The sequence below is a fragment of the Actinomycetota bacterium genome (genome assembly GCA_018333515.1).
Taxonomy (GTDB): Bacteria; Actinomycetota; Aquicultoria; order Aquicultorales; family Aquicultoraceae; genus Aquicultor.
The window spans coordinates 12,082-30,270 of record JAGXSZ010000040.1 but is presented as its reverse complement, the minus strand read 5'-3'; the positions used below and the strand labels follow the sequence as shown (position 1 = coordinate 30,270).

Below are 18,189 nucleotides of genomic sequence, written 5' to 3'. Positions count from 1 at the left end.
TTAGATTATTGAATTCTATAGTACCCACACGGGATCGACATCTATAATTAAGCTTACCTCATTTTTGTACTTATCCGGCACAAATCGATGAAAATTATCGCCCAAGAACGTTTTGACCTTCGAGTCATCGAAGACTTTAAGCAAGATATGCCAGCGGTACTCCTGTTTGACCTTGAGAAGCGGCGCCGGTGAAGGCCCTACCAGTGTGGCCGCATCCCCCAGGTCGGCGGTGTCGATGATTCTTGCGGCGCGCTTGGTGAGACCCACGACTATTTCGGGGTTATTCCCCGAGATTACCATCCTGATTATGCCGGAGAACGGCGGGTAGTTGAGTTCGCGCCTAAACTCCAGCTCTGTTTTATAAAAGCCCTCGTAGTCGGCGTCGAGGACCGCGCGCAGCGGATAGCTGTCCGGAACACGGGTTTGAATGACGACCCTCCCGGGGCGCTCGCCCCTGCCCGCGCGACCCGATACCTGCATCAGTATCTGCAAAGTGTGCTCGGCCGCGCGAAAATCTGGAAGATGTATCGACGTGTCCGCGTTGACTATCCCCACCAGGGTTATCTCTGGAAAATCGAGACCCTTCGCTATCATCTGAGTTCCCAGCAGGATTGCCGATTTCTCCCGTTGGAAATGGGCCAGGCGCTTCTGGTGGGCGCCTTTGCGCGAGGTCGTATCGGCGTCCATCCTTATTACCGGCACGGACGGATGAAGATTTGCCAGTTCGGTTTCGATACGTTGCGTTCCCGAGCCCGGAAAGGCGATTTTTTGGCCCTTGCATTTAGGGCACGCTTGCGGCGCACGCACGGCGTAATTGCAGTGGTGACACCGGAGGCTGTTGTTAATGGAGTGGAAAGTCAGCGATACGGCGCAATTTCGACACTTAGGGACAAAACCGCACTCCTCACAGATGACAAAGTTGGAGAATCCGCGACGGTTGATGAAGAGAACGGCTTTCTCGCCGGCCTCGAGCGTCTGGGCGAGCCTTTGTTTAAGGAGGCGGCTGAGCGAGGATTTCGGTTTCTCATACGGCTCCTCCCTCATATCGACCACCTCGATGCCGGGGAATTCTCTCTGCTCGACTCTGGAGCGCAGGAAAAGCGGCTTGTATAGGCCGGCCTCCGAGTGATATTTGCTCTCCAGCGATGGGGTGGCGCTACCGAGGACGACGACCGCATTTTCGATTTCGCCCCGCTTTATCGCGGCGTCCCGGGCGTTGTATCTGGGGCTTCGTCCCTGCTTGTAGCTAGCCTCGTGCTCTTCGTCGACGATTATTATGCCGATATCGCGCACCGGCGCGAAGAGAGCCGAGCGAGCGCCGACGACGACGCGATAACGACCCCCTTGAATGCCGCGCCACTGGTCAAACCGCTCGCCGGCGCCAAGGCCGCTATGGAGCACCGCCACCGTCTCACCAAACCTCGCTTTGAAGCGAGCGACCGCCTGTGCGGTTAGGGCTATTTCGGGCACCAGCGCGATGGCTCCCTTGCCTGCGTCAAGCGCGCGCTTAATCGCGCGCAGATAGACCTCGGTCTTGCCGCTGCCGGTCACACCCTGCAACAAGAAAACGTCGTTGGCGCCTCCCTCCAGGGCGGTTTCGATTTCCGTAAGCGCCGATTGCTGCTCGGCGGTCAGCTCGACTTTGCTGTCTTGTTCTGAAAAATGGTATTCGGGGTCTCGATTTACCGCGCGCTCCTCGATTCGGGCCAAACCCCTCTCCGTAAGCGCGTTCAATGATGAGTGCGACGCCTTTGCCTCGGCAAGAAGTCTTGAAACCGCGACAGCGCCTTGCGCCAGCAGAATTTCCATCAATTCGCGCTGCTTCGGAGCGCGCGCGAGACTGTCCGGAATTTCTTCGGGTCTCTCCGTAAGCGCGGTCCCGACCGCATAGCGCTCGGTCGCGGTTTTCACTTTTTGTTTGTCTAGCCGGTAGTAACGCTCGATGAGACCGGCCTGCTCTAACTTTTTGATGACCGGCACAGCGCTCGCGCCACAGGCTTTTTTTACGGCATCGACGGGCGAATCGCCGCCGAGGTTTTTCAACGCCTGATAGACCTCACTTTGACGTTGCGTCAGCTCGGCCTGGGGCCGGGCCACGATCTTTGCCGATTGGATTATCTTCCGGCTCTGGCCGGGCGGCAGGGCCGGCTTTATCGCCTCGCTCTTCATCGACAGATAATAGTCGGCAAGCCACGCGCACAACTCGACCATGCGCTCGTCGAAGGCGGGATGCTCTTCGAGAACCGCCTCTACTTTCGCGAGTTTTTCTATCTCGGAATCACCGGCCAAGCCAAAGACGTAACCGACCTGCCTGGTCGGCCCGAAGGGAACGACGACGAGCGAGCCGACGGTGATTCGAGCGATTAACTCGAAGGGAACTTCATAGTCAAAAACGCGGTCGACCGCCTTGACCGGCAGGTCGACGACGACATTGGCGATGAGCGGCTTTTGAGGCAAGAGTAATGCTCCTTTGGGTCGGTTGTCCTAACTCAAAGTCACCGCATCGGGTTTGAGAGCCGCCAAACCGGCGGCGGCGCGCAACGCCGCTGCCTTGTCCGTCTTCTCCCAGGTAAAATCGGCATCATCTCGACCGAAATGGCCGTATGCGGCGGTTTTCTTATATATCGGTCTGCGCAAGTCGAGGTCGTGAATGATAGCGGCCGGGCGCAAGTCGAAGTGCTTCTCGACGAGTTCCTCTACTTTCTCGACCGGTATCTTTTCGGTCCCGAAGGTCTCCACCATGATCGATACCGGGCGCGACACTCCGATGGCATAGGCCAACTGCACTTCACAGCGCTCGGCAAGGCCCGCGGCTACGATGTTCTTTGCCACATAACGCGCCGCGTACGCCGCTGAACGGTCGACCTTGGTCGGGTCTTTCCCTGAAAACGCTCCGCCGCCATGACGGCCAAGGCCGCCGTAGGTGTCGACGATTATCTTGCGCCCCGTCAAACCGGTATCGCCCTGCGGGCCGCCTATCTCAAACTTACCGGTCGGGTTGACAAGTATTTTCACCTTATCATAATCGATGAAACTCGCGGGGACGATCGGTCTTATCACCTTCTCGATGAGCGCCGGACGCAGGTCGCTTTCGATATCGATGCCCGGCGCGTGTTGCGTCGATATGACAATCGTATCGACCGCGACCGGCTTCCCGTCTTCATAGGCGACCGTGACCTGTGTCTTGCCATCGGGGCGCAAAAACGGCAACGTCGCGTCTTTTCTTACCTCAGCCAACCGCGCGGCCAGTTTATGGGCCAGGAGTATCGGCAGCGGCATAAACTCCGGCGTCTCGTCACAAGCGTAGCCGAACATCATCCCCTGGTCGCCGGCTCCCTGCTGGTCGAGTTCCTCGTCGACGCCGAGCGCCCGGTTCTCGTATGCGCAATCCACACCCTGGGCAATATCGGGCGACTGGGGGTCGATGCTCGTTATGATACCGCAGGTATCGCAGTCGAACCCGAACTTCGCCCTCGTATAGCCCACTCCCTTTATCGTCCGCCTGACAATACTCGGGATATCGACATAGGTGCACGTCGTTACCTCTCCCGCGACGATGACGAGACCGGTCGTGACCAGTGTTTCCACCGCGACTCGCGCCATCGGGTCATCGGTGTAGATAGCGTCGAGAATCGCGTCGGAGATCTGGTCGGCGATTTTATCGGGATGACCCTCGGTCACCGACTCCGACGTGATTAAATACCGTTTCTTTGACACTTTGTTACCTCCCTTTACTCAAACGCCTAGTGGTCTTGACGGTCTCTCTCGACTCGACCGCACTCCAGCCACTATTCGCCTACCCTTGCTCTGTGAGCATTTAAAGACTTTCTTACGCAATAAAAATACCCTCGGCCTGAAAGCGCGAGGGTTTATAGTCTTGTTAAACCTTCTCTCATCTTTCAGTAACCTTTTAATCAAAAGATACTACCTTTAGATTCCGCCGGAATTGGCACCTTAGAAACGATTGGGTATACCCGCTTGTTTCCAGGTTGCCGAGGCTTCAAAGGGCCAGTCCCTCCACCTCTCTGGATAAGAGTTCACTATGTCGCCGCCCAAGCGGCTTTTTAAGGTTCGAATCATTCAGTCCTATAGCAGCAGATTACCAGAGAATGCGTGAAAAAGTCAAGAATCAACGTCGCCGCCGAGGGCGCGCGCGAGCCAATCGATTATTTCCGAAGCCAAATCGGACTTGCGGTACATCGCGAACTCGCCCCGCGGCCCATCGTGGTCGATGAGGACCGCCAGGTTGAAATCGCTTCCGAAGCCGGCGTCCGAGCGCCCGATGTCGTTGGCGACGACCAGGTCCAGCTTCTTCTTCTCCAGCTTCAAAGTCGCGTTAGCGATGATGTTCTCGGACTCGGCGGCGAAACCGATGATAACGCCGCGATCTTTATGCCCCGCCGCTTCGTGGAGAATATCGGGGTTTAACTCTAAGGTGATACTATCACCCATCCGCTCTTTCTTTATCTTCCCGTCGGCCCTGCCGGCCGCCCTGAAGTCGGCTACGGCGGCGGCCATGATTAGCGCAGCCGAACCCGGAAGATTGTCGATGACCGCCTGGCGCATCTCAAGCGCCGTCTCGACCTCGATGAGCCGCACTCCCGCCGGCGCGCGGAGGCCGGTCGGTCCGCTGATTAAAATAACCTCAGCGCCGCGGGCTTTTGCCCGCTCGGCTAAGGCATATCCCATCTTGCCGGATGAGCGGTTGCCGATAAAACGTACCGCGTCAATCGGCTCATGCGTACCGCCCGCCGTTACTATTATTGTCTTACCGGAGAGAATGTCGGCCGTCATTAAAAGGTCTTTAAGATATCCGAGTATCGTCTCGGTTTTTGGGAATCGCCCAATTGCCTGCTCGCTCCCGCAAGCCAGCCTCCCCACCTCCGGCGCCAGTATATTTACGCCGCGCTCCTGAAGGGTCAGCAGATTGGCTTGCGTGGCCGGATTATCCCACATATGGTTGTTCATCGCCGGGACCATCACAATCGGCCCCCGTGCGGCCAGCAGTGTTGTGGAGAGAACGTCGTCGGCGATTCCATGCGCGGCTTTGGCCAGAATGTTCGCGGTCGCGGGCGCCACGACTACCAGGTCGGCCTCGTCCGCGAGCGAGACATGCTGAATAGAACCGTCCGAGCCGGGGGCGAATAGGTCGGTAACGACCGGCTGCCCCGTCAGCGCTTGAAATGTTAACGGGCCCACGAAACGCGTGGCGTTCTCGCTCATTATCGTCTTGACGACGGCACCGGCCTGCGTCAGTTTGCCGGCCAAATCGGCCGCCTTATAGGCGGCTATCCCTCCCGTCACGCCAAGGAGTATGCTCTTATCTTTCAAGGTCGTCTCCGTCATCTCACTCCGGGTCGACAGTCGTCCACAGCGCGCATAATATTTCGAGCGATATGCGAACTACGCATATGATGTAGTTATTCGCTCGCTACCCTAATAACCTTATTATACCATCTTTAGCTGCCTATTTCTAAATGCTTAAGACGATTTAGCGCACTAAGGGCCTAAGCATTATGGGTGTGTTGCCGATAGCATGTGTATGAGTACAGTATATTCAATCATCGACCGCTCTAATAATTACGACTACCATGGGAGCCTGAGCACGGTAATCGTGGAAAAGCTCGAGTCGGCGAATATCAATAGGGTATTTGCCGTGCGGGCCGCGGTGCATTTGGCATCCATGCACGACCTCACGCTCTCGCTACTCAAGCAAATCGAGCAATTCAACATTACAGATAAAATGCCTAATGTGGCACAGCGCGCCATTACGATTTGGGAACTCGCGCAAAGCCTGAAATTCCACGCGGATATCTTTGGGCACCAGGCTAGGGAGATAAACAGCGTCCTGCTAGACGGCGAAGAAGCCGTCGACAACTACGAGGTTATGACACCTGAAAATAGGATTCACACCGACCAATGGTTCAAGGACAGGTACTGTTTCATCGAGCGAGCGATCTCGAATTATGTTCCGAGACTAGTCGCTGTTCGCTGGACGTACAGCTTGCTCGAACTCGGCAACGAACTCTTCCACCTCATAGACAAGCTCGATGTACTCACCTCTAAAAAAACGGTCTTCCCCGAGGATATCATCGAAGTGTGGTTGGATATCTCTCAAAACTGGACGGCCGGTGAAACCGCCCTCATCCATCTCGGCAATCATGTCGCTACCGGACTCGACCGCGTCGACCCGGGCCTCATCGGCTGGTCGCTAGTTCTCGTGGAGGAGCTACGGATTGGCGGACTAGATATTATTTGATGCCTTCGACAGTCCGCTCATAAACTACTCTGTCGTCGGCAATCTCCTGAAACGCGATGGTCAACGGCTTGCTCGACATATCACCTATCCGCGGCGGCCGCACGCGCACCATATCGTGGCGCTTGACTGCATTAAAATAATCGTTTATTTGCCTGGCTCTCTTGGCTGCCTCGATAACGAGAGTAAACCTGCTATCTACTTTTCCTAACAGCTTGTCTATCGGAACTCTGCTTACCATATATCTCCTAACTTTTGTGCTCCGCTTCCCGCACAATCTCTTCCAGCTCTGTGACGGCTCTATCTATCTCATCATTTATTACCACATAATCGTATTTACCGGCAAGAACCATCTCGCCTTCGGCGTTCTTCAGTCGCCTATTTAGTTCCTCTTCAGTCTCCGTGTTTCTAAGTTCGAGACGGCCGACAAGCTCGTCCATGGAGGGCGGCTGTACGAAAATGAGAACCGCTTCGGGCATCGCGTCTCTTACCCGCAAGGCGCCCTGCACATCGATTTCGAGTATTACGCCTTGTCCACCCGCGAGCATCCGCTCGACTACCGACTTGAGAGTCCCGTAATAGTTTTCGTGGACTAACGCCCACTCGACGAAAGACCCGCTCTCGATATGTTTCTTGAACTCATCTTCAGTGAGAAAAAAATAATCTCGTCCGTTCTCCTCTCCCGGTCGCGGCTTTCTCGTCGTCGCTGAGATCGAACGAGTGATTGAGGGGACCCGCCTAAGAAGTTCTTGGGTCAAGGTCCCCTTTCCGACTCCTGATGGACCAGAGATTACGAAAACCTTTCGTTCCGCATCCACCATATGCATCCGTCTATTTACCGACCGAACTGATAAGAATCTCTCTTTGCTTGCTGCCGAGACCCTGGATTCTTCTGGTCGGGCTGATTCCAGCCTCCTGCATAATCTTTTGAGCCCTGGCCTTGCCGATGCCCGGCAATGACTCAAGCAAGCTGCTGACCTTCATCCTCGAGACAATCGGGTCATCCGTCTTAGAGATGATCTCCTTGACATTGACATCTCCGTTTTTCAGCTGCTTCCTGAGTTCAGCCCTTTTTTGTCTGGCTTCCGCGGCTTTCTTGAGAGCGTCTTGCCTTTGCTCCTCGGTTAATTTCGGTAACGGCATAACTCCTCCTTATGCTAGGTAGTTAAATTGTTTACTTTGAATAAATCTGTGGCTAGCTGGTTGACGCTCAACACCCGCTCCCGTGTTGCATCACGTAGGCTATTACTGGGACCATCCGGCACAGTGCGTTGTCACACGACTGAATTGAGCTTCGATTGTTGCCATGTAGATTGAAGTGGTTCGTAAATTACTCTAGATACCCCTTGTCAATCAAGCTAGCAACTAACGACTGTACCTCCCTCCCTTCCAAACATGTTGAATTTTCGGCCGAAGCCTACAGGCCGGCGATGTGTCGCTATGAACAGGCTCCCCTGACCTGGACTTTTAGGTAATTCTCTACGAAATTATATTTTTCCTTCTTTTTTACCAGCAAAAACAAAAACTCTCGCTCGTTAAAGGCCTAACGGAAACCATGCTATCAATAAGCCCGTGTCTTAAGCAAGTCTTAATTTTTAATTCAGGCGATTTATTGAGCCGCATTCAAGGCCGTACCGGTCAGGAAGCGGTACGATACCAAGCGTTACGTGTGAGTATGGTACTTTTAGCCTCGGTTGTCAAACAACTGTGCCGCAAACTCAATATCCATATTACGTTCTTGCGTTCAGCGCTCGCACTATTTCGGCGGCAACCGCCGCGGCGGCCTTCCCGGGGTCGTCCGATTCCATTATGGGCCTTCCCACCACGAGATATGTCGACCCCGCCCCGATTGCGTCCGCCGCACTCATAACTCGTTTCTGGTCGCCCACGACATCCGCCGACGACCTGATGCCCGGTGTCACGATTACAAAGTCCTCTCCCACGGCCGCCCTTATCGCCTCGACCTCCAACGGCGATGCCACAACGCCGTCGAGGCCGCTCTCTTTCGCCAGAGTCGCCAACCGGACGACATGTTGCGAAATCTTCGCGGCGATTCCTATTTCCCCAGCTTGAGATTGATTTAAACTGGTCAGGACGGTCACACCTAAAAGGATCGGCGGTTTGACCCCGAGTTCAAGCGCGGATTCCCTCACGGCTCTTGCCGCCGCGCGCATCATCTCGACACCGCCCATCGTATGTACCGTGGTCATATCCGCGCCCATCCGGGCGATTTCGCGGCACGCGCCGGCGACCTGGTGCGGAATATCATGGAGTTTCAGGTCGAGAAAGACCTTTAGGCCCCGGCCTTTCAAATACCTTAAAACACCTGCTCCTTCAGGAAGAAAGAGTTGCAAGCCTACTTTATAAAAAACCGCGCTATCTCCAATCGCCGCACAGGCTTGCTCGACGTCCTTTCGGGTCGGCACGTCGAGTGCGACTATCAGACGCTCTTCCGGCTTATACATATATCGCGAACTCTCCTTGGCCGTTTGTGGGTAACTCTTCGGCGTCGTGCTCTTATAGCCGGCCGCAAAATCAAAGATTTACCGCCGCCAATGCCGATTGATACCGTTGCGGCGGACGCTATGCTTGCCCTTATGTTTTGACTTTTCCGATTATCCGGCTGATATCGGTAAAGCCTTTTTCGACGAGATAAGCCTCTAGCCCGCTGATGATATCGGTCATGGCATGAGGGTTTATAAAGTTCGCCGTACCAACGCCTACCGCCGACGCTCCCGCCAGGAAAAATTCTACGGCGTCGAGCGCGTTCGAGATGCCTCCGATACCGATAATCGGTATTTTGACACTCTGTGCTACCTCCCAGACCATGCGAACCGCAATCGGCTTTATCGCCGGCCCGCTCAGTCCGCCGGTAATATTGCCTAGATTGGGCTTGAAGGTATTGGTATCGATGGACATGCCGACCATTGTGTTTATCAATGAGATGACATCGGCTCCGGCGCTGGTAACGGCCCGCGCTATCTTCGATATGTTATAAACGTTCGGTGTCAACTTGACGATTAGGGGGAGTTGTGTGTTATATCTGGCTGCCGCGGTCACTTGCTCGGCCAACTTCGATGAAGCACCGAACGCGATCCCGCCCGCCCTTATATTAGGACAAGAGATATTGAGTTCGATACCGCTTACGCCCTCGACGCGGTCGATTTCCCTGCAAAGCTGCGCGTACTCCTCCAGGCTGTTTCCGGCGATATTGACGATAATGGGAATGTCAAACTCTTTCATGAAGGGAAGATCGTACTTAAGGAAGTGGTCTATTCCCTCGTTTTGGAGGCCGATCGAGTTCAGCATGCCCGATGAGACCTCACAGAGCCGCGGCGGGATATTCCCGTCCCTCGGCTTTAATGTAACGGTCTTGGCGACTATCGCACCGAGCCGGCTGATATCTATGAGTTCGCTATACTCGCGCCCCGCCCCAAACGTACCGGAAGCCGGCATGACCGGGTTTTTCATTTTAATTCCTGAAAGATTAACGCTTAAGTTTACACTCATACATTGTCTCCATCGCGAAGAAACCGCCCTTACTCGACCTGTATTGCCTGCTTTAACCCGCTGAATCCGTCTCCGAGAGCGCCGCGTTATCGCAACCGCACCCGTTAGCGAGTCCTTTTTCATAGTCTTCCGCGCCCCAAAGGATGTCGCGGGCATTGAAAACCGGGCCGTCTTGGCAGGCCATCTTATATCCCTGTTTGGTGACGCAAGCGCACCCCAAGCAGACGCCGATACCACATGCCATCTTCGTCTCGAGCGACACCTGGCACTCGATACCGAATTCATCCGCGGTCTCCGATATTTTTTTTAGCATACCGACAGGTCCGCACGCATAGATAATTTCAGGCCGAATATTGTGTACCGTGCGGTTGAGCAGGTCGACGACGGTTCCCTTGTGACCGAAACTCCCGTCTTCCGTGGCCGCATAGGTCTTCTTGCCCAGCCGTTTAAAATCAATATAGCGCAACATTTGCGTCTTGGTCATATATCCGAGCATAGGATAGAAGAGCACTTGCCTCTCAACGAGTTCTTCGGCCAGAAAGAGCAACGGAGCGGTGCCAAGGCCGCCGGCTATAAGCAACGCGGACCGAATATCCTCGGAATATTTGAAACCTTTTCCTAGCGGGCCGATGATATCGAGCGTGTCGTGTATCTTGACCCTTGAAAGCGCTTCGGTTCCCCTGCCGACGACCCGGAAGAGGATTTCGAATGCGCGACCCGGAACTACGCGATGGATACTGAAAGGCCTGCGAAGCATAAAACCATCGTCGGTCGGGCAAAGAACGTGCACGAACTGTCCCGGCCGAGCATTCCTTGAAATCTCGGGCGAGACGATTATAAGGTTAAATACACCCGGCATTACCTCTTCTTTTCCGATGATGTCCGATTTGATTTGAAACATTTTTTATTCTCTGACCTCGATAATAATTTAAGGAAGTAACTCCTTATGGTAGTCCTGGATAGCCTTGACGTCCAGCTCACCGCTGTTGAGAGCCTCGATGCCTTGCACGACCGCCGAAGCCGCCGCCAGGGTCGTTATGGATGGAATCCCGTATACCGCCGCGTTGGTCCTTATCTCGTATCCGTCCTTGCGCGTGCCCTTGCCCCAAGGTGTGTTGATGACCAAATCGACCGTGCGGTTCTTGATAAGGTCGACGACATTAGGCCGTCCCTCTTGAACTTTCTTCGCCGCCTCGGCGCTAATGCCGTTTCGGCGCAACATGGTCGCGGTCCCCTTGGTCGCGTATATCTTAAAGCCCATATCGTGGAGCTTTTTAGCCAAAAATATAATCGAACGCTTGTCGCTGTTTCGCACGCTGATGAAGACGCTTCCCGCCTTCGGCAGGCTCAAACCGGCGCTCAGCTGCGCTTTGGCAAACGCTATCCCGAATGATTTATCGATGCCCATTACCTCGCCGGTCGACTTCATCTCCGGGCCGAGAACCGTGTCGACCTCAGGGAATCTCCCGAACGGTAAGACCGCCTCTTTTATCGAAACATGCCCTATTGGCGGAATCTCCAGATAGCCCAGCTCACGCAGGGTTTTGCCCGCCATGACTTTCGCGGCGATCTTGGCCAGGGGCACTCCGATAGATTTGCTGACAAAGGGCACTGTTCGCGAAGCACGCGGGTTTACCTCCAGGACGTAGACGGTCTCGCCCTGTACCGCATACTGTATATTGAGAAGTCCCCGCACCCGTAGTTCTTTCGCCAACAGCACGGTGTATTCCTTTATTTGGCCTATGATCTCCTCGCCCAGAGTATAAGGCGGGATAACGCAAGCACTGTCGCCTGAATGTACCCCCGCTTCCTCGATGTGCTCCATGATGCCGCCGACTAAGACCTCTTCACCGTCGCAGAGGGCATCGACGTCGACCTCGATGGCGCCCTCCAGGAACTTATCGATCAAGATAGGGTGGTCGGGAGAGGCTTTGACCGCTTTGGCGACATATGCCTCGAGACTATCCTCGGAGTAGACGATTTCCATCGCGCGTCCGCCCAGCACGTAAGACGGCCGCACCAGCACCGGAAAGCCGATTTGCCGCGCCACGTCGAGCGCTTCCAAGTAAGAGGTAGCCGTCCCGTTTGGCGGCTGGTTGATATTGAGCCTTCGTAAAAGTACGTCGAAGCGCTTGCGGTCCTCGGCGAGGTCGATATTATCGGGCGATGTCCCGATAATTGGGACGCCCGCCGCTCCGAGCGCCTTCGCCAGCTTTAGGGGCGTCTGCCCGCCGAACTGGACAATAACACCTTGCGGTTTCTCTTTTTCCACGATATTCATAACATCCTCGTAGGTGAGCGGCTCGAAGTAGAGCCGGTCCGACGTATCGTAGTCGGTGGAGACGGTCTCGGGGTTACAGTTGACCATGATGGTCTCGAAACCTTCTTCTTTGAGCGCGAAGGCGGCATGGACGCAACAGTAGTCGAACTCGATGCCCTGCCCGATTCGGTTGGGGCCGCTTCCCAAAATCATTATCTTAGGTCTGTCCGATTCGCGAACCTCACACTCGGTCTCATAAGTAGAGTAATAATACGGCGTGTAAGCCTCGAACTCGGCGCCGCAGGTGTCGACGGTCTTGAAGGTCGCGACAACCCCGGCTTTTTTGCGATGCTCGCGCACCTCTAACTCGGTGGAGCCGGTAAGATATGCGAGCTGACGGTCGGAGAAGCCGTAGCGCTTCGCCTCATAGAGCAGCTCGTCGGGGATATCCTCGAGTTTGTAGCCGGCGATTTCGTCCTCGGCCTCGGCTATCTGGCGAATCTGGTCGATGAACCACGGGTCGATCTTTGTGAGGTCGTGTATTTTTTCGATACTCATCCCTGTCTCCAGGGCGTATTTTATATAGAAAAGGCGGTCTTGATTGGGCACGGCGAGCTTTGTATTCAAATCATCCGGCGATATCTCGTCTTTGCCGTCGCCGCCCAGGCCGTAGCGGTCTATTTCGAGCGAACGGATAGCTTTCTGCAGCGACTCCTTGAAGGTTCGCCCGATAGCCATAGCCTCGCCGACCGATTTCATCTTCGTCGTCAGCGCCTGGTCGGTCTCGGGAAACTTCTCAAACGCCCAGCGCGGTATCTTCGTTACCACATAGTCGATGGTCGGCTCGAACGACGCCGGGGTTTTCTTGGTGATGTCGTTGGCTATCTCGTCGAGCGTGTACCCGACGGCGAGCGCCGCCGCTATCTTGGCGATAGGAAAACCGGTCGCCTTCGAAGCCAGCGCCGAGCTGCGGCTGACCCTCGGGTTCATCTCGACGATTACGATACGCCCGGTCTCGGGCTCTACGGCAAATTGGATGTTGGAGCCGCCGGTCTCCACGCCTATCTCGCGAATGATCTCTATCGAAGCATCGCGCAGTTTTTGATACTCGACATCGGTGAGCGTCTGCGCCGGCGCCACCGTAATGCTGTCGCCGGTATGGACACCCATCGGGTCGAGGTTTTCGATGGTGCAGATTATGACTACGTTATCGTTGAGGTCGCGCATGACCTCGAGTTCGTATTCTTTCCAGCCTATGACCGATTCTTCGATGAGCAGCTCGGTGACCGGGCTGAGCATGAGGCCGTTAGAGACGATATTAATATATTCTTCCTGGTTGAATGCTATGCCGCCGCCGGTGCCGCCCAGCGTGAAGCTTGGCCTGACGACCAGCGGAAATCCGAGTTCTTCGGCCAGTTCGAGCGCGTCGTTGAGGTTGTAAGCGAACCCGCTTTTGGGCACCTCGAAGCCGAGCTTAACCATCGCGGCCTTAAACGCGCTCCTATCCTCCGCCATCCTAATAGCGGGCAATTTAGCGCCGATTAACTCGACGTCATACTTCTCGAGGACTCCGCTTTCGGCCAGAGCGACGGCGACATTCAAGCCGGTCTGCCCGCCGAGTGTCGGCAAAAGCGCCTGCGGCCTCTCCTTCGCGATAATGCGCTCGACTATCTCGGGCGTAATAGGCTCGATATAGGTCCGTGTGGCGAATTCAGGGTCGGTCATGATGGTGGCCGGGTTGCTGTTGACCAAAACCACCTCATATCCGTCTTCCTCCAGCACCTTGCAGGCCTGGGTTCCCGAGTAATCGAACTCGCAGGCCTGGCCGATAATTATCGGCCCCGAACCGATTATTAAGATTTTCTTGATGTCGTCTCTTCTTGGCATAACCTCTTCTTCCTGGTCGTTCTAGACACAACTATCCCTTAAGTAAAAGACCTTGCATAAAAGATGTCGCGGGCTACTTCGCGGCCATCATCTCTATAAACCGGTCGAACAGATACTCGGCATCGTGCGGCCCCGGAGCCGCCTCCGGGTGATATTGGACCGAGTAAGCCGGTACATCGAGGCAGCGCAGGCCCTCGACCGTGCCGTCGCTCAAGTTGATATGGGTTACTTCGACCGGCCCGAAATCGCTCTTACCGGGCCAACCGCCCTCGGGTATCGTCCGCCCTACCCGCCAAGCTTTCTCCTCGATACTGAGCGACGCCGGGTCGACCGCGAAACCGTGATTCTGGCTCGTTATCTCGACACGACCATTGAGCAGGTTCTTGACCGGTTGGTTGCCGCCGCGATGGCCGAACTTTAGTTTGTAGGTCTTGCCGCCCAAAGCGAGGACAAGCAACTGGTGGCCGAGGCAGATACCGAAGAGCGGCTTTTTGCCGATAAGTTCTCGAATCGCGTCTATCGCATAGGTCACCGCCGCCGGGTCTCCCGGGCCGTTGGACAAAAATATCCCGTCCGGGTTCATCGCCAGCACCTCGCCGGCGGATGTGCCTGCCGGCACCACGCGTATATCGCAGCCCGCCTCGGCGAGCTGCCGAAGTATATTGGTCTTCATCCCATAGTCGAAAGCGACTATCTTATATAATCCGCCGCCATCGCCCCAGGAGTAGGGTTCATCGACGGTAACCTCCTTTACCAGGTCGGCTCCGACCATCGAAGGCGCGTTTTTCGCCCTCTCTACAACCTCCGCGACATTCTTATCACCGACCGAGATAACCCCGCGCATGACGCCTGCGCTCCTGATGTGCTTCGTCAGCGCCCTGGTGTCGACTCCTTCTATCCCGACGACGCCGTACTCCGTGAGAAAATCCCGGAGCGAGGTCTCAGCCCGCCAATTGCTATACATGCTCGACGCTTCGCGCACGACAAATCCCTCGACAAACGGCCTGCGCGATTCGTTGTCCTCGTCGTTGACACCGTAGTTGCCGATAAGCGGATAGGTCATGGTGACGATTTGCCCGGCGTATGAGGGGTCGGTCAATATCTCCTGATAGCCCGTCATGCTGGTATTGAAGACGACCTCGCCGGTCTTCTCGCCGGACGCCCCGAAACCGTAGCCATGGAAGACTCTGCCGTCTTCGAGCGCTAAAATCGCCTTTTTCTTCTTTAAGATACCCATCGTACTCCTTTATCTTTCCAGTCGCAAACTTTGAATTGCCGCCAAATAACAACCCTAAACCACAAATACATTGTTACGTATCACCGTTTTGCCCGCGCAAAACACATCTTCTACCACGCCTTTTAGCGACCATCCTGCATAGGGTGTGTTGTTGCTCTTAGATTCGAACCTTAAAGAATCTACCTCATGCTGAGCGTTAGTGTCTAATATAATTACATCGGCGGACGCTCCGACAGAGAGCGTTCCTCTGTCGATACCGAGAATGCGGGCCGGGTTTATACTCATAAGCGCTATGGCCTCCGGCAGGCTGATAACGCCCTTCCCCACAATCTCCGTCAATATAAGTGCGAGCGTCGTCTCGAGCCCGATGAGCCCGAACGGCGCGTAGTCAAACTCCATCTCCTTCTCGTGGCGCGCGTGTGGCGCGTGGTCGCTGGCGATTGCGTCGATAACACCGTCTCTTAAGCCTTGGCGCACCGCCTCGAGGTGCTCTTGCGGGCGAAGCGGCGGGTTGACCTTAAAATTAGTATCGTAGTCCCGCACGTTTTCGTCGGTGAGAACCAGGTGGTGCGGCGTGACCTCGCAGGTCACCCGTATCCCCCGCTCCTTCGCCAGCCTCACCAGCTCAAGGCTCCCGGCGGTGCTGAGATGCGCGATGTGCAACCTGCCCCCCGTGAACTCGGCGAGGATGATATCGCGCGCCACGACTACCTCTTCGGCGGCGGCGGGTATCCCCTTCAAGCCTAAAACCGTCGACCAGTAACCCTCGTGCATCTGCCCGCCGTGGGCGAGAAAACCGTCCTCGGCGTGGGATATTATCGCCTTATCCCAAGTCTTCGTATATTCGAGTGCCCGCCTCATCAGTTGGCCGTTGGTCACACATTTGCCGTCGTCCGAAAACGCGACCGCTCCGGCGCCCACAAGCTCCCCCATCTCGGAGAGCTTCTCGCCTTTGAGGCCTTGCGTGATGGCGGCGATTGGAAACGCGTTACCGAAACCGACCTCCTCGACCCGCTGCAATACGTACTCGACGACCGCCGCCGAATCGCAGACCGGGTCGGTGTTGGGCATGCAAGCCACGCTCGTAAAGCCGCCGCGGACCGCCGCCCGCAGGCCGCTTTCGACCGTCTCCTCGTCGGCCCGACCGGGCTCGCGCAGGTGAACGTGGATATCGACGAGTCCCGGCGCCACGACCTTGCCCGTAGCGTCGATTCTCTCGACACCGTCCGGCGCGCTGCCGCTCAAATCGCTTCCGACCGCCGCTATCTTGCCGCGCTCAATCAAAACGTCCGCTATCTCATCTATATTATTCGCGGGGTCGATGACCCGCCCGCCGGCAATCAAATAATTACTCAACCTCAGCACCGCCTAACAACATGTAGAGAACCGCCATGCGCACCGCTACCCCATTTTTGACCTGTTCGGTAATGAGCGACTGCGACACATCCGCGACCTCGGGCGCGATTTCGACGCCCCGGTTTATCGGCCCCGGATGCATCAGAACGAGGTCGGGTTTGGTCATCCGCAAGCGTTTCTTGTTTATGCCGTAGAGCTTCGCGTACTCGCGAAGTGACGGGAAGAGCGACTCGCCCTGCCTCTCCATTTGAATCCTCAAAACGTACAAGACATCTATCTCGGGTAGGACCGAGTCGATATCGTATGAGTATCGAACCCCGAGCGACTCTATTTCCTTCGGGATGAGCGTCGGCGGGCCGACCACTATCACCTCGGAGCCCATCTTCTTAAGCGCCAGGATATTGGAGCGCGCCACCCTGCTGTGGAGAATGTCCCCGACGATGGCGACCTTGAGGCCGCGCACCGTCCCGAACTCCTGTCTTATAGTAAAGAGGTCGAGAAGCGCCTGGGTCGGGTGCTCGTGCCGGCCGTCGCCCGCATTGATGACGCCGCATCCCATATACTTCGCCAACAGAGCCGCCGAACCCGACGCCGGATGCCTGATGATGACGATATCCGCCGCCATCGCTTCGAGCGTCAGCGCCGTGTCTTTGAGGCTTTCGCCTTTTACCACCGCGCTCGTGCTCTTCGAGATATTGACCGTATCCGCGCTTAAGCGCTTTGCGGCCAGCTCGAACGATGTCCGCGTGCGGGTGCTGGGCTCGAGAAAGAGCGTGATCACCGTGCGGCCCCTGAGTGTGGGAACCTTCTTGATGGGCCGCTCTGAAATCTTCTTAAACGACTCGGCCATGTCGAGGATGAGGATGATGTCGTCGCTCGACAATTGGTCGATGCCGACCAAATCCTTCCGGCCTAAGCCCCGCTTCTTTTTCTCCCGGTCTTCGTAGCGCGCTTCGCTCTCTTCGTACCTGGGTGCCGGCTCCATACGTCGCTCCCGCCTTATTTCTCTTCTTCTTCTCCGATGATTACCGAGTCAACGTCGTCGACTTCGACCACATTGACATGCACCCTCTCCTTGAGGGCGGTCGGCAGGTTCTTTCCCACGTAATCGGCGCGGATCGGCAATTCGCGATGGCCGCGGTCTATCATCACCGCGAGCTGTATCGATGCGGGCCGTCCGTAATCCATTAGCGCGTCCATCGAGGCGCGCGTTGTTCGCCCGGTAAAGAGCACGTCGTCGACGAGGACGATGGCCATGCCGTTTACGTCAAACGGAATTTCGGTCTTGTAGGTCTCCGGGCTCGAATAGACCGCGACGTCGTCACGGTAGAAGGTGACGTCTAGTTCGCCGACCGGCAACTCGACGTTTTCTATCTCCCTGATTTTATCCGCGAGCCGGCGGGCAAAAAAAATACCACGATTGCGGATCCCCACCAATGCCAGGTTCTCCGCGCCGCGGTTGTGCTCCAAAATCTCATGGGCTATTCGGGTGATGGCGCGGCACATACCGTCGCTATCCAACACCAATGCTTTTGCCTTAAATGCCATCTATCGCTCCCGTTTAGACATAAGTCCCGACATAAAAATACCCTCACTGCGTGGCTGCAGGAAGGTAGGCAAACTCGGGTTTAGTCGACCGAAACAGACTTGTATTCTATTACCATCCTTGCCAGCCTCACAGGA

General features: G+C 55.8%; 15 protein-coding genes and 1 riboswitch. Of the genes, 1 reads left to right on the top strand and 14 read right to left on the bottom strand.

From position 1 onward, the window contains the following. Positions 1-15: 15 nt before the first annotated feature. The 3 genes from priA to coaBC all read right to left on the bottom strand — a co-directional run bounded on the left by priA (position 16) and on the right by coaBC (position 5,346). A complete protein-coding gene (priA, locus tag KGZ93_11135; protein MBS3910154.1) occupies positions 16-2,457 on the bottom strand; it encodes a primosomal protein N' in 2,442 nt (813 codons plus the stop codon). A gap of 27 nt (positions 2,458-2,484) precedes the next feature. Beyond that, positions 2,485-3,717 carry a methionine adenosyltransferase gene (metK, locus tag KGZ93_11130; protein MBS3910153.1) on the bottom strand — a complete coding sequence of 411 codons (1,233 nt, stop codon included), beginning with the start codon at positions 3,715-3,717 and terminating at the stop codon, positions 2,485-2,487. Positions 3,718-3,889: 172 nt separating this feature from the next. Next, a riboswitch (SAM riboswitch) is annotated at positions 3,890-4,036 on the bottom strand. 86 nt (positions 4,037-4,122) lie between these two features. Further along, the gene (coaBC, locus tag KGZ93_11125; GenBank protein ID MBS3910152.1) at positions 4,123-5,346 is read right to left on the bottom strand and encodes a bifunctional phosphopantothenoylcysteine decarboxylase/phosphopantothenate--cysteine ligase CoaBC; all 1,224 of its coding nucleotides are present in this window, start codon (positions 5,344-5,346) and stop codon (positions 4,123-4,125) included. A 196-nt stretch (positions 5,347-5,542) separates the two neighbouring features. Between coaBC and KGZ93_11120 the strand changes: the two genes are divergently transcribed. Beyond that, positions 5,543-6,259, top strand: a complete 717-nt coding sequence (locus KGZ93_11120) for a hypothetical protein (GenBank protein ID MBS3910151.1) — start codon at positions 5,543-5,545, stop codon at positions 6,257-6,259. On the opposite strand, the gene rpoZ is transcribed toward KGZ93_11120, so the two are convergent. The 11 genes from rpoZ to pyrR form a co-directional block, all read right to left on the bottom strand. Continuing rightward, positions 6,252-6,497: a DNA-directed RNA polymerase subunit omega gene (rpoZ, locus tag KGZ93_11115; protein MBS3910150.1), complete on the bottom strand. Its 246-nt coding sequence runs from the start codon at positions 6,495-6,497 to the stop codon at positions 6,252-6,254. The two genes, KGZ93_11120 and rpoZ, sit on opposite strands and share 8 nt — an antisense overlap. A gap of 7 nt (positions 6,498-6,504) precedes the next feature. Beyond that, positions 6,505-7,077 carry a guanylate kinase gene (gmk, locus tag KGZ93_11110; GenBank protein MBS3910149.1) on the bottom strand — a complete coding sequence of 191 codons (573 nt, stop codon included), beginning with the start codon at positions 7,075-7,077 and terminating at the stop codon, positions 6,505-6,507. A gap of 10 nt (positions 7,078-7,087) precedes the next feature. After that, positions 7,088-7,399, bottom strand: a complete 312-nt coding sequence (locus KGZ93_11105) for an integration host factor (protein ID MBS3910148.1) — start codon at positions 7,397-7,399, stop codon at positions 7,088-7,090. A gap of 587 nt (positions 7,400-7,986) precedes the next feature. Then, on the bottom strand, positions 7,987-8,721 hold the full coding sequence (gene pyrF, locus KGZ93_11100; protein MBS3910147.1) for an orotidine-5'-phosphate decarboxylase: 735 nt from the start codon (positions 8,719-8,721) through the stop codon (positions 7,987-7,989). Positions 8,722-8,851: 130 nt separating this feature from the next. Continuing rightward, positions 8,852-9,766, bottom strand: coding sequence for a dihydroorotate dehydrogenase (locus KGZ93_11095; GenBank protein ID MBS3910146.1), 915 nt, complete (start codon positions 9,764-9,766; stop codon positions 8,852-8,854). 52 nt (positions 9,767-9,818) lie between these two features. Further along, a complete protein-coding gene (locus KGZ93_11090) occupies positions 9,819-10,667 on the bottom strand; it encodes a dihydroorotate dehydrogenase electron transfer subunit (GenBank protein ID MBS3910145.1) in 849 nt (282 codons plus the stop codon). Between the two features lie 27 nt (positions 10,668-10,694). Continuing rightward, positions 10,695-13,913 carry a carbamoyl-phosphate synthase large subunit gene (carB, locus tag KGZ93_11085; protein ID MBS3910144.1) on the bottom strand — a complete coding sequence of 1,073 codons (3,219 nt, stop codon included), beginning with the start codon at positions 13,911-13,913 and terminating at the stop codon, positions 10,695-10,697. A 73-nt stretch (positions 13,914-13,986) separates the two neighbouring features. After that, a complete protein-coding gene (carA, locus tag KGZ93_11080) occupies positions 13,987-15,150 on the bottom strand; it encodes a glutamine-hydrolyzing carbamoyl-phosphate synthase small subunit (protein ID MBS3910143.1) in 1,164 nt (387 codons plus the stop codon). A gap of 54 nt (positions 15,151-15,204) precedes the next feature. Then, positions 15,205-16,506, bottom strand: a complete 1,302-nt coding sequence (locus KGZ93_11075; protein ID MBS3910142.1) for a dihydroorotase — start codon at positions 16,504-16,506, stop codon at positions 15,205-15,207. Then, positions 16,499-17,491 (bottom strand): aspartate carbamoyltransferase catalytic subunit, encoded by a 993-nt coding sequence (locus KGZ93_11070; GenBank protein ID MBS3910141.1) that lies wholly within the window; start codon positions 17,489-17,491, stop codon positions 16,499-16,501. The genes KGZ93_11075 and KGZ93_11070 overlap by 8 nt, the downstream gene beginning before the upstream one ends. Before the next feature lie 14 nt (positions 17,492-17,505). Continuing rightward, positions 17,506-18,054, bottom strand: coding sequence for a bifunctional pyr operon transcriptional regulator/uracil phosphoribosyltransferase PyrR (gene pyrR, locus KGZ93_11065; GenBank protein ID MBS3910140.1), 549 nt, complete (start codon positions 18,052-18,054; stop codon positions 17,506-17,508). Between the last annotated feature and the right edge of the window lie 135 nt (positions 18,055-18,189).

Excerpts from the sequence above, each read along its gene's own strand:
- coaBC (MBS3910152.1), bottom strand. The coding sequence starts at position 5,346 with ATGACGGAGACGACCTTGAAAGATAAGAGCATACTCCTTGGCGTGACG.
- KGZ93_11120 (MBS3910151.1), top strand. The coding sequence starts at position 5,543 with ATGAGTACAGTATATTCAATCATCGACCGCTCTAATAATTACGACTAC.
- rpoZ (MBS3910150.1), bottom strand. The coding sequence starts at position 6,497 with ATGGTAAGCAGAGTTCCGATAGACAAGCTGTTAGGAAAAGTAGATAGC.
- gmk (MBS3910149.1), bottom strand. The coding sequence starts at position 7,077 with ATGGTGGATGCGGAACGAAAGGTTTTCGTAATCTCTGGTCCATCAGGA.
- KGZ93_11105 (MBS3910148.1), bottom strand. The coding sequence starts at position 7,399 with ATGCCGTTACCGAAATTAACCGAGGAGCAAAGGCAAGACGCTCTCAAG.
- pyrF (MBS3910147.1), bottom strand. The coding sequence starts at position 8,721 with ATGTATAAGCCGGAAGAGCGTCTGATAGTCGCACTCGACGTGCCGACC.
- KGZ93_11095 (MBS3910146.1), bottom strand. The coding sequence starts at position 9,766 with ATGAGTGTAAACTTAAGCGTTAATCTTTCAGGAATTAAAATGAAAAAC.
- KGZ93_11090 (MBS3910145.1), bottom strand. The coding sequence starts at position 10,667 with ATGTTTCAAATCAAATCGGACATCATCGGAAAAGAAGAGGTAATGCCG.
- carB (MBS3910144.1), bottom strand. The coding sequence starts at position 13,913 with ATGCCAAGAAGAGACGACATCAAGAAAATCTTAATAATCGGTTCGGGG.
- carA (MBS3910143.1), bottom strand. The coding sequence starts at position 15,150 with ATGGGTATCTTAAAGAAGAAAAAGGCGATTTTAGCGCTCGAAGACGGC.
- KGZ93_11070 (MBS3910141.1), bottom strand. The coding sequence starts at position 17,491 with ATGGAGCCGGCACCCAGGTACGAAGAGAGCGAAGCGCGCTACGAAGAC.
- pyrR (MBS3910140.1), bottom strand. The coding sequence starts at position 18,054 with ATGGCATTTAAGGCAAAAGCATTGGTGTTGGATAGCGACGGTATGTGC.